19 protein-coding genes are annotated in these 24,102 nt (G+C 73.0%); 6 read left to right on the top strand and 13 right to left on the bottom strand.

The genetic code is table 11. The features are described from left to right. Nucleotides 1-553 precede the first annotated feature (553 nt). From ACSNOA_RS14315 to ACSNOA_RS14300, 4 genes are all read left to right on the top strand, one after another. Nucleotides 554-763, top strand: a complete 210-nt coding sequence (locus tag ACSNOA_RS14315; RefSeq protein WP_436658601.1) for a YbaB/EbfC family nucleoid-associated protein — start codon at nucleotides 554-556, stop codon at nucleotides 761-763. A gap of 109 nt (nucleotides 764-872) precedes the next feature. Further along, the gene (locus ACSNOA_RS14310) at nucleotides 873-1,637 is read left to right on the top strand and encodes a hypothetical protein (RefSeq protein WP_436658599.1); all 765 of its coding nucleotides are present in this window, start codon (nucleotides 873-875) and stop codon (nucleotides 1,635-1,637) included. Beyond that, complete coding sequence (locus ACSNOA_RS14305) at nucleotides 1,634-1,978, top strand: transcriptional regulator (protein ID WP_436658598.1); 345 nt, start codon at nucleotides 1,634-1,636, stop codon at nucleotides 1,976-1,978. Before ACSNOA_RS14310 ends, ACSNOA_RS14305 begins: the two co-directional genes overlap by 4 nt. Before the next feature lie 57 nt (nucleotides 1,979-2,035). Then, a complete protein-coding gene (locus ACSNOA_RS14300; protein WP_436658597.1) occupies nucleotides 2,036-2,353 on the top strand; it encodes a hypothetical protein in 318 nt (105 codons plus the stop codon). On the opposite strand, the gene ACSNOA_RS14295 is transcribed toward ACSNOA_RS14300, so the two are convergent. The 4 genes from ACSNOA_RS14295 to ACSNOA_RS14280 form a co-directional block, all read right to left on the bottom strand. Beyond that, a complete protein-coding gene (locus tag ACSNOA_RS14295; protein WP_436658595.1) occupies nucleotides 2,350-3,915 on the bottom strand; it encodes a bifunctional 3-(3-hydroxy-phenyl)propionate/3-hydroxycinnamic acid hydroxylase in 1,566 nt (521 codons plus the stop codon). The two genes, ACSNOA_RS14300 and ACSNOA_RS14295, sit on opposite strands and share 4 nt — an antisense overlap. A gap of 110 nt (nucleotides 3,916-4,025) precedes the next feature. Then, nucleotides 4,026-5,042, bottom strand: a complete 1,017-nt coding sequence (locus tag ACSNOA_RS14290) for an alpha/beta hydrolase (protein WP_436658593.1) — start codon at nucleotides 5,040-5,042, stop codon at nucleotides 4,026-4,028. An 11-nt stretch (nucleotides 5,043-5,053) separates the two neighbouring features. Beyond that, nucleotides 5,054-6,283, bottom strand: a complete 1,230-nt coding sequence (locus ACSNOA_RS14285) for an SGNH/GDSL hydrolase family protein (protein ID WP_436658591.1) — start codon at nucleotides 6,281-6,283, stop codon at nucleotides 5,054-5,056. A 330-nt stretch (nucleotides 6,284-6,613) separates the two neighbouring features. After that, a complete protein-coding gene (locus tag ACSNOA_RS14280; protein ID WP_436658590.1) occupies nucleotides 6,614-7,525 on the bottom strand; it encodes an NADP-dependent oxidoreductase in 912 nt (303 codons plus the stop codon). Between the two features lie 140 nt (nucleotides 7,526-7,665). Between ACSNOA_RS14280 and ACSNOA_RS14275 the strand changes: the two genes are divergently transcribed. Then, complete coding sequence (locus tag ACSNOA_RS14275) at nucleotides 7,666-8,145, top strand: MarR family winged helix-turn-helix transcriptional regulator (protein WP_436658589.1); 480 nt, start codon at nucleotides 7,666-7,668, stop codon at nucleotides 8,143-8,145. A gap of 34 nt (nucleotides 8,146-8,179) precedes the next feature. Here ACSNOA_RS14275 and ACSNOA_RS14270 read toward each other — a convergent pair whose 3' ends face one another. Further along, the gene (locus ACSNOA_RS14270; RefSeq protein ID WP_436658586.1) at nucleotides 8,180-8,311 is read right to left on the bottom strand and encodes a hypothetical protein; all 132 of its coding nucleotides are present in this window, start codon (nucleotides 8,309-8,311) and stop codon (nucleotides 8,180-8,182) included. 146 nt (nucleotides 8,312-8,457) lie between these two features. Further along, nucleotides 8,458-9,798 carry a nicotinate phosphoribosyltransferase gene (locus tag ACSNOA_RS14265; RefSeq protein WP_436658584.1) on the bottom strand — a complete coding sequence of 447 codons (1,341 nt, stop codon included), beginning with the start codon at nucleotides 9,796-9,798 and terminating at the stop codon, nucleotides 8,458-8,460. Between the two features lie 277 nt (nucleotides 9,799-10,075). Between ACSNOA_RS14265 and ACSNOA_RS14260 the strand changes: the two genes are divergently transcribed. Then, a complete protein-coding gene (locus ACSNOA_RS14260) occupies nucleotides 10,076-11,302 on the top strand; it encodes a PucR family transcriptional regulator (protein ID WP_436658582.1) in 1,227 nt (408 codons plus the stop codon). 177 nt (nucleotides 11,303-11,479) lie between these two features. Here ACSNOA_RS14260 and ACSNOA_RS14255 read toward each other — a convergent pair whose 3' ends face one another. The 7 genes from ACSNOA_RS14255 to ACSNOA_RS14225 all read right to left on the bottom strand — a co-directional run bounded on the left by ACSNOA_RS14255 (nucleotide 11,480) and on the right by ACSNOA_RS14225 (nucleotide 23,951). Continuing rightward, on the bottom strand, nucleotides 11,480-12,508 hold the full coding sequence (locus tag ACSNOA_RS14255; protein WP_436658580.1) for an aldo/keto reductase: 1,029 nt from the start codon (nucleotides 12,506-12,508) through the stop codon (nucleotides 11,480-11,482). Nucleotides 12,509-12,597: 89 nt separating this feature from the next. Next, complete coding sequence (locus ACSNOA_RS14250; protein WP_436658578.1) at nucleotides 12,598-13,044, bottom strand: nitroreductase/quinone reductase family protein; 447 nt, start codon at nucleotides 13,042-13,044, stop codon at nucleotides 12,598-12,600. Between the two features lie 154 nt (nucleotides 13,045-13,198). Continuing rightward, nucleotides 13,199-14,110: an AraC family transcriptional regulator gene (locus tag ACSNOA_RS14245; protein ID WP_436658576.1), complete on the bottom strand. Its 912-nt coding sequence runs from the start codon at nucleotides 14,108-14,110 to the stop codon at nucleotides 13,199-13,201. A 124-nt stretch (nucleotides 14,111-14,234) separates the two neighbouring features. Beyond that, entirely contained in the window at nucleotides 14,235-14,933 is a 699-nt protein-coding gene (locus ACSNOA_RS14240; protein ID WP_436658574.1) for a hypothetical protein, read from the bottom strand. Between the two features lie 463 nt (nucleotides 14,934-15,396). Further along, the gene (locus ACSNOA_RS14235) at nucleotides 15,397-17,310 is read right to left on the bottom strand and encodes a Xaa-Pro dipeptidyl-peptidase (RefSeq protein ID WP_436658572.1); all 1,914 of its coding nucleotides are present in this window, start codon (nucleotides 17,308-17,310) and stop codon (nucleotides 15,397-15,399) included. Nucleotides 17,311-17,865: 555 nt separating this feature from the next. Further along, nucleotides 17,866-21,276, bottom strand: a complete 3,411-nt coding sequence (locus ACSNOA_RS14230; protein WP_436658570.1) for a S8 family serine peptidase — start codon at nucleotides 21,274-21,276, stop codon at nucleotides 17,866-17,868. Nucleotides 21,277-21,521: 245 nt separating this feature from the next. Then, entirely contained in the window at nucleotides 21,522-23,951 is a 2,430-nt protein-coding gene (locus tag ACSNOA_RS14225) for a M14 family zinc carboxypeptidase (protein WP_436658568.1), read from the bottom strand. Between the last annotated feature and the right edge of the window lie 151 nt (nucleotides 23,952-24,102).

The raw sequence follows: 24,102 nt of genomic DNA, 5'->3' as shown, positions 1-24,102 counted from the left end.
CGTCGCCCGACGCCCGGGACAGCTCCCGCCAGCGGGCGAGCGGCCAGCGGACGGGCCGGCGCGGTGACCGGCCGCTTGGGAGCGTCGAGCGGCGCCGCGCGCGCGTCGGCCCTCGCCCAGCGGCGTGATCGACACGAAGATCCCCAGCGTGGCGGCATCCGGCGCGGCGGGATCCCGCCCATCGGCGAAACGGGGCCGATCAGGCGCCGGCCGTAGCGCCGGCGTGAAATCCCGGGCCCCGCGCGTACCGGCCGCGTGAAGATCCTTGTCGCGAGGTGGCCGGGCGCGCTGTGCTGGTCAGGTCGGGCCAGGTGGGGCCCGACTCCCCCCAGGATGGAAGGACGACGGTGGTCCCCTCGATACGGCGCGCCTCGACCGGCACCCCGGTGCCGGAGCCCACGCGGACGGCCGTCGGTGCGGCCCAGACAGCGCACCGATCCGCGCCGCGCCCGGGCGTCGGAGGCCGCTGACCGTCCCTTCCACCCTCCGCGGCAGGTCCCGGCCGGTTCGGTCGGGGCCTGCCGCGCCCCGTTCCGAACAAGGAGCACCGATCATGAACGACCACACCGACGCCAAGCCCGTCACGGCGGCCGACCCCGCCGGGTACGTCGAGGCCACCGTCCGTGCCGACGGACGCCTGGCCGCGCTGCGGATCGATCCCCACGCCATGTACGACCTGACCGCCGCCGAGCTGGCGACCGCCTGCATCGAGGCGATCCAGCGGGCCAGCTCGGCCTGTGCCGGGCCGGCCCGGGCGGCCTGAGCGGGAGATCGGAAACCCGGCGGGTCGGTCATTTCTCTTGCGCAGAATGGTTTGGGATGCAAACCTATTGGCAGTGCAGCATCCACGCCGGACCATGCGGGAGGGCGCCATGTCGAACGAGCCGAACGCCGCGTCACGCCACGAGGACGGCCCGCGGGAGCTGCTGGCCACCGTGACGGCCCTACGCCGCCGCGCCCGCGCCGCCCGGCACGCGTACTGGCTCCCGCTCCTGCTGTTCGGTCTGCTCATGGCCGCGGCCGCGCCGCTGTACGTCGAGTCGCAGGCCCCGCCCGCCGTGCGCGCGACCATCGCCAACCCCCCGCTCACCGGGCTCGGCGGGGATCTCCTGGAGCGCTCGGCGGCCCTCGGTTGGTACTGGCTCGTGGCCCTGATCGGCGGCTACCTACTGAGCCTCGCCTGGTACCGGTGGCACGCCCGGCGGGTGGGCGTTCAGACCTCGACGCGTGCCTACCTCGTCGCCGGGATCGCGGGCACCCTGGTGGCGCTCGTGCTGCCGCTCGTCCTGAGCTTCCTGCTGCGGAACACGGCGACGGGCGTGTCGGAGGCGACGCGGTGGCTGACCTCGCCCCTGCTGGGCGTCGCCGGCCGGGGCATGCTGCCCCACCTGGTCATCGCGCTGGGGTTCGCCGTCCTCGCCCACCTGGAGCGCAGCCGCGTCCTGTGGGCCGTGGTCGTCGTCTACGCCGCCGCGCTGCTGCTCGTGAACCTCTACTTCCACACGGCCGACCTCGGCCCCGGCGACGTGAACCGGCACACCTACATGCTGGCGGCCCTGCTGCCCGCGCCCATCCTCGTCGCGGGCGGCGCCGTCGCCCTCCTCGTCACCCGGAACACCGCGAAGAGAGCAGAGTGAACGCCGAACCCACCCCGCCCGCCGGCGCCGCGCGACACCCCACCAACGGTCTCAGCGACACCGTCCACCAGCGACACCGCCTCGGAATCCTCACCATCGCGGCGGAGACCGAACGGGTCGAGGTGTCCTACCTCCGCACGGCGCTCGAACTCACGGCCGGCAACCTCTCCCGGCACCTCGCCGTGCTCGAGGAGGCGGGCCTGGTCGAGGTGGAACGGGGCTACCACGGCCGCCGGCCCAAGACCTGGATCCGGATCAGCCGCCGGGGACGGCAGGCGCTCGCCGCCGAGATCCACGCGCTCCAGGAACTCCTCCGCCGGCACCAGGCCGCGCCGTCCTGACCGCACCACGGGCCGGGCCCGGTTGCCCACGGGGCCCGACCCGACGACCCTGAGGGCATGGCCGCGGGCGACATCGTGCTGACCGCTCTCCGCGTGGTGCTCGCCGTGGCCGGCCTCGTCCTGATCGTGGCCGGCGTCCGCATCGCCGTGACGCGGCGGCTTCCCCGCCGGTTCCGCATCGGTCGTCCCCCGGCCGACCAGCGGCCGCAGCCGGTCCGCGTCGGCGGTGGCGTCGCGCTCGTCGCCACCGGCCTGCTGATCCAGCAGGTCGCCCAGCTCGTGCCCATGCCCCGGGCGCTCGCGATGGGCCTCATCCTGACCGCGCTGGCCGTCACCCTCGTGGCGGTGGGCTGGTTCGCGCTCCGCCGGGGCTAGCGCCCCCGTTCCCGGTGGGCCGGGCGCACGTGCAGCACGTTGCCGTCCAGTGGCACGGGAAAGGTGCCGAGCAGGAACCGGTCCGGGCGTACGACCGTGGCGGCGGGCCGCCGCGGTGCCCGGAGCACACCGTCGAGGTCCTCGACGACCGTGCAGCCGGCGTCGGCCGTCGCCGGCCGGCCCGGCTCCGCGACGGTCAGGACGACGGCCCGGCGCGCGGCCGCCCACTCGCGGGCTGCCGCGTCCATGTGCGCCCGCGGGTCGACGCCGTACCCGAGAACGCCCCACCGGTCCGCGAGCAGGTCGTCGAGTCGGACCACGTCACCGTCGCGGACGCGCACCCGCGTGTCCGGCAGCAGCCGGCCGGCGTCGGGCCGGGAACCGGCGGCCGGCCGCGCGAGGCGCCGGGCGGGCTGGGCGCGCTGCGCGCGACGGCTCACGAACGTCTCCACACCGGGCACCGCGCCCGCCGTACGCAGCACCGCGCGCAGCAGCGCCGAACCGAAACGGCTGCGGCTCTGCACCACCCGGCCGGCCCGCAGCGCCATGAGCGTGGTGGCCCGCACGTCGGGGCGGCGCTCCCGCTCGTACCCGTCGAGCAGCTCGTCGCCGTCGAGCCCCCGCGCGACCTGCGCGAGCCGCCAGGCCAGGCTCGCGGCGTCGCGGATGCCGCTGCCCAGCCCCTGCCCCACGAACGGGGGCATCGAGTGCGCCGCGTCGCCGGCGAGCAGCACCCGCCCCCGGCGCCATCGCGCCGCCGTCCGGGCGTGGAAGGTGAACACGGCGGCACGCCGTACCCGCACCGTGTCCGGGTCGACCCAGGCGCCGACCAGTGACCGGACGGTCGTCTCCCCGGCGACCCGCTCCGGGTCCTCGCCGGGCAGCAGCATCCACTCCCACCGGTACGCGCCCGGACGGGACATGGTGACCAGCGGCCGGCGCGGATCCAGGACGAAGGACACGGTCGGCGGACCGGGGACCTCCGCGTCCGTCGTGGCGTCGACCACGAGCCAGGGCTGCGGGAAGCTCACCCCCTCGTACGGCACGTCGAGCAGTCGGCGGACCGTGCTGGACGCGCCGTCGCAGCCCACCACCCAGCCCGCGCGGACGCGCGTGCCGTCGTCGAGGGACACCAGGACGCGGTCGTCGCCCTGTTCGAGTTCCACCACCGACCGCCCGGTACGCAGCTCGACCGTCGGCAGGGCGGACAGGCCGGCCCGCAGCGCGACCTCCAGCGCCGGTTGGTCGATGAGCGCCGGCTGCGGCGCGGTTTCCCCGCCGTCGGGGACGTCGACGGTGAACAGCGGCCGGTGATCGGGGGCGAGCACCCGGGACCGGCGCACCGTCGTGGCCCACGAGTCGGGGTCGGCCAGCCCCGGCACACGGCCGAGGATGCGCATCACCTCGGCGTCGAGACTGGCGGCGCGCGGCCGGGGATGCGGCTCGTGCTCGGGATCGACCACCAGCACGCGGACGCCGTGGCCGCCCAGGAGCGCGGCGAGCACGCCACCGACCGGTCCACACCCGACGACGACCACGTCGACGCTGTCGCTGTCACCCATCGCCGCTCCCCCCGTCCAGGCACCGCGCCGTGCAGGTCCATGGTGGCCCGTCGCGGCCGGCGCGTGGGGGCGCCCGCCGGCGGAACGGTCACCGGCGGGCGCCCGCGGGCCTACCGCGCGACGGCGTGGGCCGCCGCGCCGCGCCCCGTTCCCAGCGCGTCGAGCAGCATGGGCAGCGCCCGGTGCAGCTCCCGCTGCCAGTACGGCCAACTGTGGGTGCCCGGACCGTAGAAGTCTGTCTCGACGGTGACACCCACCTCGCGGAGCCGGTCCACGACGTCGACGTTCTCCTGGTAGATGAGCGCCTCCAGGCTGTCGGTCGCGCCCGGCGGGTCGAACGGCCCGCCCGGGGTGCCGTCACCGCTGGCCACGAAGAGCGCCGTGTGCCGCAGTCGCTTCGCGAGATGGTACGGGTCGTGCGCCGCCCAGATCCGCCGCTGCGCCACCGGGTCACCCCAGAGGGCGTACGGGTCGAGCCCGGTGCGCCCGAAGAACGGCAACCAGAACGACGCGTCGCGCAGCGGGTGCAGGACACCGCTGAACGAGGCTGCCGCCCGGAACATCCCCGGGTTGCGGCCCGCGTACGACAGGGCCCCGAACCCGCCCATCGACAGCCCGGCCACGGCCCGCTTCTGGCCGGCGCCGTAGCCCCGCTCGATGATCTGCCGCACCTCGCGGAGGTGGAACGTCTCCCACGCCGGGGCGCCGCCCCGGCCGCCGTTCCACCAGTCGCTGTACCAGCCTGCGGCGCCGGCCTCCGGCATGACGACGAGAACGTCCCGCAGCTCGGGGATGCTCGCCACGTCGGTCGAGCGGGTCCAGCTCACGTACGAGTCGCAGCAGCCGTGCAGCAGGTAGAGCACGGGCCAGCGATCCCCCCGCCGGCGCTGCTCCCACCCGTCGGGGGTGAGCAGCCGCACGTTCGCCGTGCCGCCCAGCGCCGGTGACTGGATCGTGAGGTCGACCAGGCGCGGGCCGACGACGGTCTCCCCGGTCACGTACGCCCCGTCGGAGGCCCGGACGGGCGCGGAGGTGGCCTCGGCCGACGCGGCCGACGCGGGAGCGGAGAGTCCGGCCAGGACGAGCCCGACCACCAGGGCGGCGCGTAGCATCGATGATCTCCTCATGTCCTCGCTCCTCAGCAGATCTCGCGGAGGTCCACGGCGCGGGCCATGGCCGTGAAGCCGGCGTCGCCGGGGTGCAGGTGGTCGCCCGAGTCGTACGCGGGATTCAACCGGCCCGGGTCCGCCGGGTCGCGGGTGACGGCGTCGAGGTCGACCACCGCGTCGAACTCACCGGACGTGCGGATCCACCGGTTGACGGCCTGCCGGTCGGCCTCTCCGGCCTCGCTGTAGTAGCCGGCGCCCCCGTACGGCAGGATCGTGGCACCCACCACGCGGATCCCGGCCTGGTGCGCCCTCGCGATGAACTGCCGGTACACCGCGATGAGCTGCTCCGGCTCGAGCGCGCCGCGGCTGTTGCCGATGTCGTTGATCCCCTCCAGCAGCACGACCGAGCGGACGCCGGCCTGCCCGAGCACGTCGCGGTCGAACCGCGCGAGCGCCGAGTCGCCCGCCGAGCCCGCGTCCGCCAGCAGCCGGTTGCCGCTGATGCCGGCGTTGAGGACGCCGCACCGCCGCGCCTCGGGCCGCTGCGCCAGCCGGTCGGCCACCTGGTCCGGGTAGCGCAGGTTCGCGTCGACGGTCGAGACGACCCCGTCGGTGATCGAGTCACCGAAGAACACCACCGACCCGGCGGCGCGGGAGACGACGTCCACACCGGAGAGGAAGTACCGCGCGGTGTCCAGCGGGGCGAAGGCGCCGCCGGCGTCGGAGGTCGCGTCGCCCGTCGCGCGGAAGGAGGTGGCGTAGCCGACCGGGTGCCAGGTCGTCGGGCCGGTGGGGCCGGGGAGGTACATGCTCACCACGAGATCGGAGTCCGCGGCGACCCGCGCCCGCACGGGGTCGGACAACCACTCGACCCCGGCGGGGATCGTCACGGACCGTTCACCGTCGAACGTCACCGGGCGCAGCGCCCGCGCGTCGACCTGCAGAGTCCCCGTACCGCCGGTGCGCGGGGCCACCGTGACGGCGGCGACGGTCAGCGGCGCGCTGCCGTAGACGTTGCTGATGCGGACGCGCACGCCGTCACCACCGATCGACAGGTGCGCCACCTGCCGCAGGGTCGTGTCGGTGAAGCCCGTGGCCGACGTGCCGGTCGTGCGCGGCTCCGCGACCGCCGCCGACCAGGTGCCGATCCAGTCGTCGCGGCCGTGGGACTGCGCCATGGCGCTCGCGGGCAGGAGGCCGATCGCCGTGGTGAGCGCCGCGGCGGCGGCGAGACGCACTCGTAGACGTTTCGATGTCACACCCAGCTCCTCGTCTCGAGTTCCCGATGGGATGCCCGGCCGGCGGGGTGATGACATCACGTACCGTGATCGATGGACAACACATAGACAGCCATCGGTGGATTCGACACGACGAGCGGGCGGCTGCCTGAGCCGAGCGGCCGCCGCCACCGCGACCAGCGGCTACCGACGAGAATCGATCAAGCGACACCTCGGACCGGCCGGCAATGTCCGGTGACCGCGGCGGTCACCGGCCGGCGGGTCCCGTGAGCCGACGGCGGAGGGCCCGCGGAACATCGCCGCAGGCCCTCCACCGTCGGTGCCGGCCCGTACTGTCCGCCCTGAGCGGACTCAGGGAACCAGCACGATCTTGCCGCCGGCGTGGCCGCCGTCGCTGAGCCGGTGCGCCGCCGCAACCTGCGCGAACGGGAACACCGCGGCGACGGTGGCGATCAGCTCACCGCGGGCGAGCCGGTCGGCCACGGCGGCCAGGTCGGCCGCGGAACGCTGCTCCGGGCCCGCGCTGAACACGACGCCGAACTGCTGCGCCGCGGCGTCGGCGATCGTGACGATCCGGTCGGTGCCGCCGCGCAGTTCGATGGAGTCCGGCAGAGCGCCCTTGCCCGCCGCGTCGAGCACGGCGTCGACGCCGTGGGGAGCGAGGGCGCGCACCCGGTCGACCAGGCCCGGCCCGTAGACGGTGGGGGTGGCGCCGAGCGCACGGACCCGATCCTGGTTCGCCTCGCCGGCGGTGCCGATGACCGTGGCGCCGCGGTCGGCCGCGAGTTGGGCGGCGATCTGGCCGACCGCACCACTGGCGCCATGGATGAGCAGGGTGTCCCCGGCGCCCACCTTGAGCAGGTCGAGGGTGCGGGTCGCGGTCTCCACGGCGACGGGCAACGCCACCGCCGCCGAGAAGTCCAGGCCGTCGGGGAGCCTGCTGTACGTGCTGGCGAGCGCGAACTCCGCGTACGCCCCGGCGGGCGCGTCGGCCCAGCCGACCACCCGGTCGCCGACGGCGACACCGGTGACCCCGTCGCCGAGGGCGTCGACGATCCCGGCCACGTCGACCCCGAGCACGGCGGGCAGCGGCGTCCGGAGAGCCGCCCTCATCGCACCGCTGCGGATCTTGCCGTCGATCGGGTTGACGCCCGCGGCGCGTACCCGCACCCGGATCTGGCCCGGGCCGGGTTCCGGCAGCGGCACCTCGGTGACACGCAGCACCTCGGGCCCGCCGAACTCGTTCAGTGTGATCGCCTTCATCATCAGCTCCTGATTTCCGCAGGGTACGGCCCTGCGGGCTGAATAGCTGTCCAAGACAGGTAAGCGCGCCTCCACTGGCCGATATTTCCTGGCTGGCAGTGACGACGGACACCGCTGACCACGACAGGTAATCTCCCCTCGTGGAGACAGGGAACACCCCGGCCGGGTCCAGCCCGCCGAGCGCCGCCGCAGGTGGCCCGATCAGCTACGCCATCGTGCGGCTCACCCGGATCCACCGGATTCGCGCCGCCCAGCTGCTGCGCGACGTTGGTCTGCACCCCCTGCAGGAGCTGCTGATGATGCGCCTGTGGGAGTCCGGCCCGCAGCGTCAGGTCGACCTCGCCGCCGAGTTCGACACCGACTCGGCCGTCATGACCCGGACCGTCCAGCGTCTCGAACGTGCGGGCTACGTGCGCCGAGTGCCGGATCCCGGCGACCGCCGGGCCACGCGGGTCGAACCGACTCCGGCCAGCCTCGCCCTCCGCAGCCGGGTGGAGCAGGTGTGGGCGGACCTGGAACGCCTCACCGTCGGCGGGATGACCGACGAGCAACAACGCGACGTCCTCGCCGGCATGCGGCGGATGGAGGCGAACCTCCTGGCCGCCTCCACGGGCGAGTAGCACGGACGCCGCCGGCGACGAACTGCCCCGACCGTCAGGGCAACGCCGGACGAGGAGGCGCCGCCGCGAGGAAATCGGTGACGAGGGTGGCGAGCTCCCGGGGGCGTTCGGCGACCATCGCATGGCTCGCGTCGGCGAGGTGGGCGCAGCAGCCGGCTGAGGCCATCGTCGCACGGCACGAGGTTGCGCTCGGAGGCCGCCACCCAGTCGTCCGGCCCGGCGCCATACCGTCGGGCGGCCCGCTGGGCACCCGGGCCGCCGTCACCTGGTCGGCGTAGAGCGAGCGCGTGTCAAGCGCGAGAGCGGGCACGGTCAGGACGAGCCGGCGCGTCTCACCTCCGCCGCTACGCGGTCGTGCAGGGCGGCGAGCGCGGGGCTCACCGCGACGGGCAGCGGCTCCGGATCGGCGAGCCGCCGCGCCCGCGCGGGCAGCCACCGCAGGTCGGCGTCGAACCGGCCCCGGGCTGCGCGCACCGCCTCGGCCGGGTCGGCCGGGTCGAGACGACGGCCGTCGCGCATGACGGGCACGAGCAGCGGTTCCCGTCCGTCGGGCGCCGGCTCGTCGCGCAGGCCCACCACGTCGCCGGTGGCGCCCGTGGGATCCCGGAAGACCTGTTTGGGGCCCGGCAGGGTCGCCTTGCCGGGTGACAGCTTGAGCACCGGACGATCACCGACGGCCACCAGCTTGTACGCGCTGTCCAGGGACGGCGCGTCGTACGAGACGCCCATCTTCGTGCCGACGCCGTACCCGTCGATCGGCGCGCCCGCGGCCACGAGCCCGGCGATGACGTCCTCGTCGAGGCTGCCGCTCGCGATGATCCGCGCGTCGGTGAGCCCGGCGCCGTCGAGGATCGCCCGGGCCTCCCGGGCCAGCGCCGCGAGGTCGCCGGAGTCGAGCCGTACGCCGAGCGGACCCGTGAGACCCAGCTCGGTGGCCACGTCGACGGCGGCCCGCACCCCGGCGGGCGTGTCGTACGTGTCCACCAGGAAGATCGGGTTGGTCGGGAAGTCGGCGGCGAAGGCCCGGAACGCGGACCGTTCGTCGGGAAACGCCTCGACGTACGAGTGGGCCATCGTCCCGGACGGGGCGAGGCCGTAACGACGGGCCGCCTCGACGTCGCTGGTCGCCGCGAAGCCCGCGATGGCCGACGCCCGGGCCACGGCGGCGCCCGCCTCGATGCCGTGGGTACGCCGGAACGCGAAGTCGACCAGCTCGGCGTCGCCCGCGGCGAGCCGGCAGCGGGCCGCCTTGCTGGCGATCGAGGTGTGGAAGGTGATCAGGTTGAGCACGCCGGTCTCGACCAGTTGCGCCTCGGCGATGGGCGCGGTGACCTCCAGCAGCGGCTCGTCGGCGAACACCACCCGCCCCTCGGGCACGGCCCGGACGTCGCCGGTGAACCGGAGCGTCGACAGCGCGGCGAGCGCCGGCTGGTCGAAGCCCACGGCGTCGCGCAGGTAGCGGAGGTCGTCGGCGTCGAACGCGAAGTCCTCCAGGAAGGTGAGCGCCTCGGCCAGCCCGGCGGCCACGAGGAAGCCCCGCCGGGGCGGCAGCCGGCGGGAGAAGAGACTGAACGTCGCCCGCCCGGTCATCCCGCGGCGCAGATAGCTGGCGGCCATCCGCAACTCGTACAGATCGGTCCGCAACCCGGTCATGCCATCACCTCGACCACGGCACCACTGTGGAGGACACGGCGCGGCCGTGTACGGCAAATCGGAAGATCTCGGGCGCCTCGCCGCATGTCGACCCCGCAAACGCCCGATTGCCGGGACGCGAACCCCCTACGGCCCGGTAGGCGGTTGTCCCGGTCGATGCCGACCAGCATGATCGTCTTGTGCGGCCGCCGATCCGCAGGCCCGCGGGGCTTGTGAGGCCGCCCAGGTGGGGTACCTGTCCAGTGGACGCTCCAGGGAGGAGGCGAGCGAAGATCTCATGCAGGACGAGTTGCAACGCCTCGTCGACGCCCTCGCCGCGTACGCGGGCCGGCCCGCGCTGATCGAGGACCGCCGCCAGCGCGTGGTCGTCTACAGCGAGCACACGGGGCTCATGGACGACGTCCGCCGGGCGTCGATCCTGCGCCGGCAGACCACCCCCGAGGTGATGGCCTGGTTCCGCAACACCGGGATCATGGACGCCCGCGAGCCCGTACGCACACCGCCGTCGGAGGAGCTGGACCTGCTGCCACGCGTGTGCGTCCCGATCCGCCACCAGGACCTGCTGCTGGGCTTCGTCTGGTTCATCGACCCCGACGGCACCATGCCGGACGCGGACATCGCCGCCACCGGTCTCATGAGCGAGCTGTCGCTGGCGCTGTACCGCGAGAACCTCCTCGGCGAGCTTGCCTCGCAGCGGGAGATCGAGGCTGCCCGCACCCTGCTCTCCGACAGCGAGGCCACCCGCGACCGGTCGGTGCGGGCCCTGCGCGAGGCCGGCATGATCGCCGACGGGCCGGCCACCGCCCTCGTGGCGCAACTCGTGCCACCCGAGGGCGAGCCGCTCGACGAGGTCGCCCGTCTCGCGCTGGAACAGGCGCTGGTCGCCAGCCGGCGCTGGGTCGGCCCCCGGGAGGCTCTGCACCTGGCTCGGGACGACCACGGCGTGCTTCTGCTGACCGGCGGCCGGGGCGCCGGTCGCCCCTCCCCCGAGGTCGCCGCGAAGCTGCTCGACGACAACCTGCGCCACGCCGTCCGCGGGCTCGGCTCGGTGGAGCGCACGGTCGTCGGCATCGGGCAGACACGGTCCGGGCTCACCGAGGTCTTCGGGTCGTACGGGGAGGCGCTCCAGGCCGCCAAGGTCGGCGTCCGGCTGCCCGCCCTCGGCGGGGTGGTCTCCTGGTCGGGGCTCGGCGTCTACCGGGTGCTGTCCCGCCTCGAGGGCCGGCGTCTCGACATGGCCGACGTGCACCCCGGGCTGGAGCGGCTGCTGCGCGAGCAGCCGAACCCGGTGCTGTTGCAGACTTTGGAGCGCTACCTCGACCTGGCCGGCAACGCCCACGCCACCGCCGAGCAGCTACGGCTGCACCGCACCACCCTCTACTACCGCTTGCAGCGCATCGAGGAGCTGGCCGAGACCGACCTCAAGGACGGCAACGAGCGGCTCTGCCTGCACCTCGCGCTGAAGCTGGGCCGGCTCACCGGCGCGTACCGCCCGGACGACTGAGCGAGACCGGCCCGGGGCTTACACCTCACGCGACGCGAGGACCTAGCGGATCAGCGAGCTGCAACGGCGACGTCACGGGCGCGTGCCCGCGGGCGGGGACGGCGTCGGACGGTCGCGGTGACCCTGGCGCCTGGTCGCGCCGGGAGCTGATGCTCCCGGCGCGACCGAAGCGTCGCCTCAGGCCGCGGAACGCTCGGCGATCGGCCGGCGGCGCAGGCGCACGTCCGAGACGGCCGGCGGTGTGTACACCGCCTGGTTGGGGCCGGCGTCGGTACCGGGCGGGGCGATCTCGTCGATCCGGTCGAGGATCTCGTCGTCCAGGGTGACGTCGGCGCCGGCGAGCAGGTCGTCGAGCTGTTCCATGGTGCGTGGCCCGAGGATCGCCGAGGTCACGCCCGGGTGGGCGATCGCGAACGCCATGGCGAGGTGACTCAGCGGCAGGCCGGCCTTCTCGGCGAGCGGGACGAGTTGTTCGACCACGTCGAGCTTGCGCTCGTCGCTGAAGTACTGCGGCGTATGGCCGGACCGGTGGCTGTCGGTCTGCTTGCCCTTCCGGTGTCGGCCGGTGAGCAGGCCCTGGCCGAGCGGACTCCACACCAGGGTGCCCATCCCGTAGCGCTGAGCGACCGGCAGGACCTCGCGTTCGATGCTCCGGTTGACGATCGAGTACGGCGGCTGCTCGGTGTGGAAGCGCGCGAGGCCGCGCCGCTCGGCGACCCACTGCGCCTCGACGATCTCCGAGGCCGGGAAGGTCGACGTACCGATCGCGCGGACCTTGCCGCTGTGGATCAGGTCGGTCAGCGCCGACAACGTCTCTTCGATGTCGACAGTCGGGTCGGGGCGGTGGATCTGGTAGAGGTCGAGGTGGTCGGTCTGCAGGCGGCGCAGGGAGTTCTCGACCGCGGTCATGATCCAGCGTCGTGAGTTGCCGCGGTTGTTCGGGTCCTCGCCCATCGGGTAGTGCACCTTGCTGGCGAGCACGACGCCGTCGCGGCGGCCCTTGAGTGCCTTGCCGACGATCTCCTCGGATTCGCCGTAGGAGTACACGTCGGCGGTGTCGATGAGGTTGATCCCCGCGTCGAGCGCCCGGTGGATGATCCGGATCGACCCGTCGTGGTCGGGGTTCCCCAGGGCACCGAACATCATGGTGCCGAGGGCGTAGGGGCTGACCTGGATTCCGGTCCGGCCCAGCGAGCGGTATCTCATGGTTCTGTCTCCGTGAAGGGGTGTGTTGAGTGGCCGGCGTTGGCGGACGGCGCGCGGCGGCAGGTTGTGACGGTTTGTGTGAGCCCCGGCTACCCGGTTCGCGCCGAGGACGCTGTCCGCAGGTCCTCGTCGTCGAACACGATCTCGACCAGCGGGCTACGCGCGAACCAGTCGTCGAACTCCTGGCGCCGGGCGACCCGCGCCGCGATCTCGGGCCGGTTCTGGAGGTCGAGGATCGCGGTGATCACTCGCCGTCGCGTCGGCTCGTCGTCGACGGGCACCGCGGTCGCGGGCAGGTCGGCTCTGACCCCGTGCTTGAGATGCACCACGAACCGCGGGTTGGCGCGCAGGTTCGCGTACCAGCTGCGGGGCCCGGGCATGCCGCTCAGGTACCAGCGACCGTCGACGCGGTGGAACCAGATCTCGATGCGGCGCGGGATGCCGGTGCGCGCGCCCCGCGTGGTGATGTCGATGGTGCGCTCAGCCGGGGAGGAGTCCGGGCCGATGGCGAGGGCTCGCGCGACGGCGTCATCCATGGTTTCCGCCGAGCTTCATTCCTTGCCTCCTGTTTTGCCGGCAATGGTCCGGAATCAGGTGCGTTCCGGGTGATTCCAGCAAAACAAAGCCGCGGACCCCGTGCTAGCAGAATCGTCGCGGTTGGTTGCACGATCCTCTTCCGCGCGGGCGATCTCACGGCAACGCCGGCGCGCCGGCAGCGGGGCCGGCTCCGCCGCGGATGCGTGCCGCATCGATGCTGGGCGGAACACCGAACAGGCGCCGATACTCCCGGCTGAACTGGGACGGATTGTCGTATCCGACGCGACTGCCCACACCGGTGACGTCGTGGGGGTTGTTCGCCAGCAGCAGTCTCGCCGACTGCAGGCGGATGTATTTCTGGTACTGGATCGGGCTCATCGCCGTCACCGCGTGGAAGTTCCGGTGGAAGGCGGACACACTCATCCCCGAGAGCCGCGCCAGCTCCTCGACCCGGAACGGCCGGGCGTAGTTCTCCCGGATCCACCGCACGGCCCGCGTGATGTGGCTCAGGCTGCTGTCCACGAGGCCGAGCTGACGGACGAGGTCACCCTGTTCCCCGGTCATCAACCGCCAGAGGATCTCGCGCTTGAACACCGGGGCGAGCGCCTTCCGGTCCCAGGGCCGGTCGAGCAGGCGCAGCAGCCGCACGACAGCGTCGAGCAGCTCGTCCGGGGCGTCACTGACCGCGATTGCCGGCCGCGCGTTACCGGGGGAACCAGGCAGGTCCCCCGGCCCGACCTCGAGCAGCAGCTCCGCGACGGCAGCCGGGTCGAGGGTCATCCCGAAACCGAGTGTCGGGTGGCCCGGACCCGCGTCGACGACGTGCCCCGTCACCGGGAGATCGACCGAGGCCACGAGGTACTGGCCGACGCCGTACTCGTACATCCGGTCCGCCAGCGCGAGGCGCTTGCCGCCCCTCGCGATGATCGCCAGAACGGTGCCCGACATCGAGGTCACCGGCGGAGCGCCGGGGTCGATCTTGCAGATCCGGACGCCGTCGATCGCGGTGGTCAGGTCGGGACGTGCATGCCGTTCCAGCAGGTCGCGCAGCTCGTGCAGGGACATGCCACGAGTGGAACACAGAACTCGCGGCGATCACCCGGCAGGGAGGATCGTGCATGAACGCGTCCCCACGACGGGGTCGGGGTGCTGAGCAGCGCCGCTCTCGCCGGAGCACGACCACGGTCCGTCATGTGGTCACGAGCTTGCGCAGGGCCGCGAGAAGGGCCTTGTCGCTGACCTCGGCGTAGATCTTCTTGTCGGCGTAAACCATGACGACCAAGGGACAGGCGTGGTCGTCGCCCGGCATCGACTTCTCGAGGAGCTTGCGGCCGGTCGCCACCTCGTACACGCGCAGGCGCCAACCCGTCCGAACGAGCGTCGCCGTGTCAGGTTTCGGGTCGTCGTACTTGCAGCGGCGGATCGTTGAGCCGGTGCTGACCCGGTCCAGGCAGGCGACCATCTGCACGTTCCGCGGATCCTCCGACGCCCAGGTCCGCTCGACCCGGTCGGACAGGCCCTGGGAGTAGTAGTAGGTGCCGTTCTGGAAGCGGATGCCCGGCTGGCTCGCCACGAGCAGCACCACCGGATGCGGCGCCTTGCCGGCACGCTTGGGTGACTGCGGGTAGTAGACGTTCTCGTCGCACACCCGGTTCAGGTCCTGGATCTCCGTCGCCGCGTACGCGCTGGCCTCCGGTCCCTGCTGCACCGGCTGCTCGCTGGCGTCCGGCTCCACCGTCGCCGTCCGGCTGCTGCTCGCCGTGGGCACGGCCCGCGCCGCGGACGCCGTAGGCGTCGGGCTGGACGCCGCGGTCTTCGTGGAACGGCCCAGAAGGAAGCCGCCGCCCACGCCGACGCAGGCCGCCAGCAGCACCGCGCCAGCGGCCACGGCGGCGATGACGCCGGTGCGGTTGTGGCCCGGCTGGGCCGGCGTGGGAGGTGGGCTCGACGGCGGCTGCGGCCCGAACGGCGGAAAGGCGGCAGGCGGCCCGGCCGGCAGCGGGGCCTCCAGAGGCGCGTACGCAGAGGGCGGACCGTCGGTCGGGGTCGACGTGGTTCTCGTCGACGGGGCGGCCCACTCGCTACGCGGCTGGGCGCCGGCCTGCGAAGGGGTGGACGGCGACGGTGGCGTGGCAGCCGACGGCGCTGTCTCGCCCGGGGCCGGTGCGGGCTCCGGCGTCGCGCTGTCACCAGGTTCGGCCCCCGTGCCAGTCATGCTGCGTCCCTCTTCCCCGATCATGGCGGAGCGCGACTGTAGCAGAGGCGGGCATCGCGACGGTGCCCGCGAAAGGGCGACGGCGGGCGGGGCGAATCGTCACCCCGCCCGCCGTCGCCGTCGGGCAGACCTGTCGTTACAGGCCGGCCGCCTGGGCGGCCGAGCGACCGCCGACCACCGGCAGCTCGATCCGGCTGCTGTCGAAGTGGACGGTGATCTCGGCCTGGTTCTGCTTGGCCCGGCTGCTGTAGCCGGAGTACGAGCCGAGCAGGACGACACCGATCTGGTGGCCCGCGTCGAAGACGTAGTCCTCGGGGAGCAGCGGCACGTCGACGGCGTTCTTCCTACCCGGCACGAGCGGGGTCGACCGGCTGAGCGACCGGAGGTTCAGCCCGTCCCGGATGCCCTTGGTGACCAGCGCCTGCGGCTCGGTGACCACGTTCTTGGCGGTCTCCCGGTAGCAGGCGTCCTCGGCGTAGCCGCCCCAGGTGGCGCCCTCGCCCCAGCAGTCCTCCTCGGTCAGCGTCCGGATGCCGTCGCCGGCCGTGCCGAACCGCTCCTTGGTGCCGTAGTCCACGAGCAGGCCCGCGAAGCTCGTGTCCTCGCCGTTCACCGAGGCCTTGATCTTCACGACGGGCGTGCCCGAGATGTGCAGCGGCTTCCGCAGCGCCCCGGAGAGGAACACCAGCCGGTTGGCCGTGTTGGCCTGCGGGTCCGACGGGTGCCGGATCGCGTTGGTCTGGCTCATCGAGGGGGTGTCCTGGAACGTCCGGGACTCGCTGCCGTGCGACGGGCGGACCGACAGCGCGCCGGCCGCGCCCTCGGCGCCGGGCCGCAGGAACACCTCGGTCGACCGGGTGCCGGGGATGGGCCAGTCCCGGTGGGTCTCCCAGACGTCCGGCGCCCGCTCGATGTCGACGCGGGGCTCGGACATGATCCCGTTCTTGACGCCGTGCAGCCAGTAGTCGAACCAGCGGTGCAGGGTGTCGACCCACTCGCCGCGCCGGAAGTCGAACGGGTCGACGTGGCCGGTGCCGGTCATCCAGAGCTTGCGCGCCACGCCCTCCTTCGCCAGGGCGTTCCACCCCTTGCTGAAGTGGTCCGGCCGGACGTTGTCGTCGTTGATGCCGTGCACCACGAAGACGCTGGCGCGCACCCGGTCGGCGTGCGGCACGTAGTCCCGCTCCGCCCAGAAGGCGTTGTAGTCGCCGGTGACGTCGTCGCTGTCCACGCCCAACTGGGCGCGTACCGGGGCGCAGTAGTCGCGGCGGTCGGGGTTGGTGACGGTGTTGGAGAGGCTGCCCGAGTAGTTGTTGCCTCGGGTCACCAGGCCGTTGCTCCGCGAGTAGTCGTACCAGCTCGAGATCGCCGAGATGGGCACGATCGTGGTGAGCCCCTTGACGCCGGTGGCGGCCGCCGCGTTGGCGAGCGTTCCGTCGTACGACTTGCCGATCATGCCGGTCTTGCCGTTGTGCCAGTCGGCGACGACCCGCTGGCCCGCGGCGTTCCGGCCGGAGCGGCGGCCGTTGAGCCAGTCGATGGCGGTCGGCGCGCTGATGTTGTCGGCTCGGCCGCCGGTGACCGGGCAGCCGGTCGAGTTGTTCGTGCCGATCATGTCGAGCAGGATCACGGCGTAGCCGCGCGGCACGAAGTAGTTGTCGTAGAACAGGGGCCACTTGTCGTTGAGGCCGTCGCCGTCGGCGTCCTGCTTGCACTCGCTCTCGTTGCCGCGGCACACCGTCGAGTAGTACGGGCTGGCGTCCATGATCACCGGTACCCGCAGCCCCTTGTCGCTGGCCTTGGGCCGGATGATGTCCATGGAGACGACGTCGCGGGCGCCGTCGCCGTCGGTGTCGACGTCGGAGGTGACGAATACGCGCTCGCGGATCGCGTCGGCGTACCCGAACACCGGTTGGGTGACTCCGTTCCTGATGACCGGCTTGAGACGGTCGGCGGCCGGCTGCGCGGTCGCGACGGCCGCCGGCAGGCCCACGACGGCGGCCGTCACGACCACCACCGATGCTCGCCACCAGCTCCTCGTGGTTCGCATGTGCTCCTCCCCTGGTCCGGCACCGGGCCGTGATCCGGCCGTCCCGGGGTGGGGACGGTCGGCCGCCGGTGCGGCAGATGCACCGAACCCTAGGAATCCGATTCCGACGGGTCATCGGACAGGTGCGGGAGGTGATCGCGTTCGTCTCCTACGTCTGTCGTATGAGGGCGGTCCCGTCCCCGCGCCGGGCCGTCACCGGGGGTCACGGACGGACCGTCACGGTACGTCGTCGCAGGCACGACCCTCCCGTACGCCAACCCGGATCCTTGCTCTGCACCCTCATACGCACCACCGGGCCGACCTGGGAACTCCTGCGCGGGCAGCGGCGTCGACGGGGGCCGCTGCCCTCGCGGAGCGTGACTGGTGCATCGGTGGGTGCAGAGCAAAGGATCCGCACGAGGGTGGTGGCCTCCGGGCCGTCCGTCGCGCTGCGTGACCGGCGCGACGGGCGGGGCGCCCGCCCGGTCGGCCTTCGTGCGAGCACCTCCACGCCGCGTGCCGGGAACGGTCGCGGCCCCGGCACGTCGTGCCGGGGCCGCATCCGTTCCTCGACGATCAGCCGGCCTTGTACGCCCGGATCACGGTCTGGTCGATCCCGCTGCCGGCGCTGCCGTCGGCCTTCACGCGCAGGGAGACGGCCTGCCCGTCGGTGACCGTGGGCAGGTCGGCCCGGTAGCTCGAACCGTCACGCGTGACGGGGGCCGCCTTCCAGGTGGCACCGTCGTCGGTGGACGTCCAGACCTGGAACGAGGTCACCTTCTGCGCCGGCACGCCGCGGGCCTGCCGCACCGTGAACTCGCCGCTGCCACCGGTCACGTGGTTGGCGGCGTCCATCGGCAGCGCGTAGTCGACCGCGAGCAGCGGCAACGGCACACTTCCGGTCCCGGTCGGGCCCACCGAGCGGAACGTCCACGCGGTGCTGACCTTCGTCGAGACGGGCAGCACGAGGCCCGTCTCGACGTCGAGGGTCACCCGATAGTCCGCGGCCTGCTGCGGCACCGTGACGTCGGCCCGCGACGCGTCCTGCTCCTCGACCAGCGTGCCGTTCCGGTAGACCGACAGCTTCCGATTGATGCCGATCGACCCGCCCTGGAGGCAGTCCGCGCGCCCGTGCTGATCGGTGAGCATCACCATGTCGAGGTGCAGGTTGCCCCGCGTCCGCGACGGCGCCGTGGCGCACGGGATCGCGTCGCCCGTGGTCACGATCCCGTCGACCCAGTCGGAGTGCAGCGGCTGCCGCGCCCAGATCCGGCTCTGCCGGCTACCGGCCTCGTAGCTGCGCATCTGCTCCTGGGCCGGCAGGCCCCCGTAGACAGCCTCGTCCATGTAGAGGAAGCCCGGCGACAGGTAGGACCTGCGGTTGGTCGGCAGGCCGAACGTGCGCAGCTGCGTGAGGTACAGCCCGTCGGGCGCGAACATGTAACGCCGCAGCGAGGTGAACATCTCCGGCGAGTCCACCTGGTTGAACCGCTCGTCGACGCGCGCCAGGCGGGCCTGCTCGGCCTTGCTCACCCGGTACGACGGGTCGGCCGGAACGCCGCCGGCGTACTCGTGGGCCAGGTCGTAGCTGTAGGGGTCCGCCACGCCCTGCGGCGACTGGAGATAGAAGGCGGCGTACGCCCGCAGCGATCCGATACCGGGCTCGCGCAGCGCCGACACCGAGACCTTCGCGCCGTCACCGAGGCCGGTGACGCTGTTCCACCAGGACAGGCCGTTCTTCGTGGTCTGCTGGAGGACGAACGAGGTGAGGATCGGCGTGGTGGGTGCCCCGTCGACGGTCGCCGTCACGGGTCGGGCGGTCGCCGGGTCGAGCGTGATGCTGCGCGCACCGCTGATCGGGATGTCCGTCTCGGCGACGTACACGCCCGCCTGCGCGTCGGTGAGCGGGTCGTAGGAGCTGTACCCGGCGCTCACCGCGTACCGACCCGCTGCCACCCGCACCGTCACCGTCTCGCCCGCCTGGCCGAACCCGCCGCCCGCGGAGATGTACGGGTCGTCGAGGTTGGTCACCGCGATGCCGACCCAGGTTTCTGCGCCCTCCGGTGCGCCGGTCATCGGCTTCGTCTGCACGGTCAGGTCGAAGCTGCGCGGCTCGACGTAGAACGCGACCGGCGTGGTGGTGACCGCGCGGTGCCCCGCGGCGCGGGCCGTCACGGTGGCCATGTAGTAGCCGGGCCGCGCCGCGAGCGCCGCCCGGTTGATCCGCAGCGTGGTGCCCGCCGTGGAGCCACGCTTGACCCGCACCGTGCTCGAGCTGAGGCTGACGGCGCCGCGCCGGGCGACGGTGCCGTCGTGGTTGACGACCGTGACGTCGAGGTCGAGGGTGACCGTGGCCGGGGTGGTGTCGCCGGTCCAGGTCAGATCCGTCTCGGCGGTCCCGGACTGCGGGTACGCGAACGTGCCCAGGTTGACCACGGGCTGGTCGCCGACCGGACCGGACAGGGCGCGGGCGGCGTTGAGCCGGCCGGCACCCACGGCGTACGGGTCGACGCCGGTCATGGGGTCGGCGGCGCCGACGAGGGCCGCCTTGAGCCGGTCGGCGTTCCAGTCCGGGTGCCGCTGGACCAGCAGCGCGGCGGCGCCCGCCACGTGCGGGGCGGCCATCGACGTGCCCGACATGCCCTCGTAGTACCGGTCGATCGGGTCCTGGAGGTTCGTCCCCGCCGCCCGGCCGGCCACGACATCCACGCCGGGCGCCGTTAGCTCCGGCTTCGCCACGTTGCTGCCCACCAGCGGTCCCCGGCTGGAGAAGTCGGCGAGCCGGCCGTTGCGGTCCACGGCGCCCACGGTCAGGGCGGAGGCGGCCGAGCCGGGCGCGGACGGCGCGCCACCGCTGTTGCCGGAGGAGATGACGAACAGCGCCCCGTGCTCGCGGCTGGCCTGGTCGACGGCCAGCGCCAGCGGGTCGTTGCCGTCGTCCGGCGCCTCGCCGCCGAGGCTCATGTTGACGACGTCGGCCCGCTCGGCGGCCCACTCGACCGCCCGGATGATCTGCGAGTCGTCGCCGAACCCGTTGTCGTCAAGAACCTTGCCGATCACGAGGCGCGCGTCCGGCGCCACACCGCGGCGCTGTCCGTCCGCCGCCGCGCCCGTTCCGGCGATCGTCGACGCGACGTGCGTACCGTGGCCGAAGCGGTCCACGGCGTCCCCGCCGTCCACCGTGAAGTCGGCCTTCTCGACGACCCGTCCGGCGATGTCGGGGTGGGTGAAGTCCGCGCCGCTGTCGAGCACGGCGACCCGGACGCCCCTGCCGGTGTAGCCGGCCTTCCACGCGTCCGGCGCGGAGATCTGGGTGAGGTTCCAGTCGAGGTCACCGCGGGAGCCCTTGTCGGCCCCGGCCGTCCCCGTGCCGGTCGGGCCGGTGGTGCGGGGCGCGGCGGCAGGTAGCCCGGTGGCGCGCACCTTGCGGTCCAGCCACACCTTCTTCGCGCCGGCGAGCAGCGAGTTGGTGGCCAGTTTGGCGGCGGCCTCGCTCTTCTTCGGCACGTGACCCGCCACCGCGTCGATGATCGGCAGGTCGACCACGCCGTCCAGGGCGGCCACCCGGGCCGCCTTCGTGGCGGGCTGCACGATCACCGGTAGGGACGTCGTCTTCTCGTCGTCGTACCCGTCGGCGATCAGCGCGGTCACGTCGAACAGGTCCGGGTCGAGCACCGAACCGATCCGCGACGCCACGCTGGCCGGTACGACGTGCAGGTGTCCGTCCGGGCCGCACGACTGGTGGAACACGGCGTCCGACCGGCTCGGCTGCACCGACGCCTGCGGGCACCCCTTCCCGGCGCTGCGCACCGTCACCACGTCGCCGGTGAGCAGCGTGACCGTGTGCGTCTCCCCGCCGGCCGGGGCGCCGGTCGCGCCCGTGGACGCCGGGCCGCTGGGATCGGCCAGCGCCGGCCCGCCCGGCACGGCCCCGAGAGTTGCGGCCGTGACGGCGATGGCCAACAGCCATCGCGATTTCCTGAGCATGTCGCTCCCTGTTGGACAGACCCGGCCAGCCGGCCGGGTCGCGAAGTTGATCTCACGCTAGTCCGCCGGAGGCGTCCCCGGTATGGCCATCGCGTAGGCGAAGCGGTCACCGGGCGTGAGGCCGCACCACCCCCCGTGCGGATCGGCGGTCGGCGGCCGGAGGGAAGTCGTCGCTGGTCAGGGCCCAGGCGGCCGACGGCCGCGGCGCCGGAGGAGGCGCCGCGGCCGTCGAACAGGAGATGGCGTCAGCTCGTCGGGAGGACCGCCGTGCCCTTGCGGTAGTTCTTGCCGTTGCCGTCCGGCCGGTAGTTCTTCTCGACGTTGCCGGCCGCGTCGACGGCGAACCAGTTGACCGTGGTGCCGACGGGAACGGTCAGCGTCTCGCCGCCCTCCCGCACCCCGGCCGAGCCGTAGAGGGTCGACTCGTACGTCGGCGCGGCACCGTCGAGGGTGTAGAACACCGACGCCGGCTCCGAGACGTCGAAGGTCACGTTCACCATGCCCGCGGTCGAGCTGGGCGCCACGGCGAGCGTGCTCGTGGGCCGTTGACGGTCGGTGTCGAAGTCACGGGCGACCCGCATCAGCTCCACGAGACCGTTGGAGAACTCCATCGTCTCGGCGTGCGCCTCCTCCCAGTCCGGTTGGAAGGACGTGCCGACCTCGAAGTTCCAGGCGTAGATGCCGTACTTGTACCAGAGCATGTCGCCGGAGTTGCCCGCCGCCGAGTAGAGGACGTCGGAGATCGGGCCGGTACGGGCCGGCGTGACGGCCATGTTCCGGTGCTGCTTGATCGCGGTGAGGATCCGCGACGAGGCGCCCCAGAAGAACGACTCCTGGGCCAGGGTCGGCCGCGGCGCCGACGTGCGGTCCGGCAGGGCGTACGCCCCCGGCGACCACATGAAGTAGTTGCCGGAGGAGTGCAGGTTCATCGAGAACTTGATGTTCGGGCGGGACGCCAGCCAGTCGAGGTTCCTGTTCTCCGGTTCCGACAGCTCGCTCGGCCCGGCGTACGTGCCGCTCGTGCAGCTCGACGAGGCGCCCGAGTAGCCGTCGAAGAGGCTGTACTCGGTGTAGTTGCGGTTGTTGTCCACGCCCCAGGAGTCGCGACCGAGGAAGTCTGCGGCCCCGGTCAGCGGGCAGTGGTTGGTCATGTTCTTGCGCTGGGAGTTGAAGTCGTAGAACGAGTAGTGGCCGCCGTCCGGGTTGATCGACGGGGCGATCCAGATGTCGAGGTTGTTGAGCAGCTGCCTGGTCCGACCGTCGTGCCCGTAGTTGCGCAGCAACCGCTCGGCGGTCTCGATGGTCACCAGCGGCGGCACCCATTCCCGCGCGTGCTCCTGGGCGTACGCGAGCACGCCCGGCTTGGACCCGTCGCGGTGCTTGCCGATCCGGATGGCGTACACGGGGTGCGGGTCGCGGGAGACCGTGGCCGGTGCGCTCAGGTCGTCGGTCAGCTGGGTCCGGGCCGCCGGCGCCACGACGCCGGTGCCGGTGCTGCCGCGGTAGGTGTACGCCCGCACGAGCGACCCGGCCCCGCTGTTCAGCGCGGCGACGACCTGGGCGGCGGTGCTCGTCACCGTGCCCGCGCCGTCGGTGGCGAGGTTGACCCGGATGTGCGTGCCGCTGACGCTCACTCCGAGCGCGGCGTTGCCGGCGCCGGGGTTGACCAGCTCGACGGAGATGCCGTTGCCGCCCTCGTGCCCCCAGGCCAGCGAGTCCACGGCGACGCGGCTCGCGTTGGCGGTGCCCAGCACCGCCTGCGCGTGCCGCCGGTAGCCGTTGGTCTTGTACGGCAGCTCGACGATCTCGGCCAGGTCGGGGAACTGGGCGGCGAGCTCGTGGATGCGCGCGTACAGCTCCGTCGGGGTCAGGTAGCTGGTCACGAAGTCCTTCTGGTAGCCCGGGCCCTCGGGGCTTGTCTCCGGGGTGGGCAGCCACTCCCGCACCTTGGCGACCGCCACGTCACCGGTGGGGCTGGTGATCCGGACGTACTCGGGACGGCTGGTCACCGTCGCGGCGCCCCGGTGGTAGAGGTACACGCCGGCGTCGACGAAGCGGGAGATGGTCTGCGTGCCGCCGGAGCCGATGGCGGTGCCGGGCCCGCTGTCCCGCTCCACGGTGAGCGTGTTGGCCGCGGTCTGGCCCTGCGCCCACTTGGCCTCGACCGAAAGGATCTGGCTGGTGCCCGAGGTGTAGTAGTCCGCCCGGATGATCTTGACGTCTGAGACGTCGGGTGCGGTCGGGTCGGCCGCGGCGGCCGCGAACTCCCGGTTCTCCGCGGCGTGCTCGGCGATGGTCGCGTCGCGCTCCGCGACGCGGGCCCGCGCGTCCGCGGGCCGGTAGAGGACCTCGCCGAGGGTGAACCCGGCGGCGGCGAGCCGCCGCGCCTCGCTGGGCGTCACGACGGCGTGCGCCACCACGCCGCTCTCCGTGCGTTCGACGTGGTGATCGAGGTCGACGCCGGTGGCGACCAGCGCGTCCAGCTCGGCGGTGCCGTCGAGCAACACCTGGACGACGTCCGCCTGCTCACCGGCGATCGGGCCGGTATCGGCGGGCGGGGCGACCGGCGTGGTCGCGGTCGCGGGGCTGACCAGCAACATGACGGCTGTGGCGGCGGCCAGCGCGGTCGGAACGGGGAGGCGACGTCGCCACCCGGGGGACAGGGGGTTCGGCATGGGTAGATCTGCCCTTCTGGCGTGGCCGGCCGGCAGGCCGACGGGAATGGCCGAGGGGCACGCCCGGGGTACGCGGCTCCATCCGGTGGGTCGGGTGCGGTCGTTGCGGCAACCGGGCACACGACACGGTGAAGAGGGACAGGTGGTGGGC

Source organism: Micromonospora sp. URMC 103 (genome assembly GCF_051386435.1).
Taxonomy (GTDB): domain Bacteria; phylum Actinomycetota; class Actinomycetes; order Mycobacteriales; family Micromonosporaceae; genus Micromonospora.
This window is presented reverse-complemented; position numbering and strand designations above follow the sequence as displayed.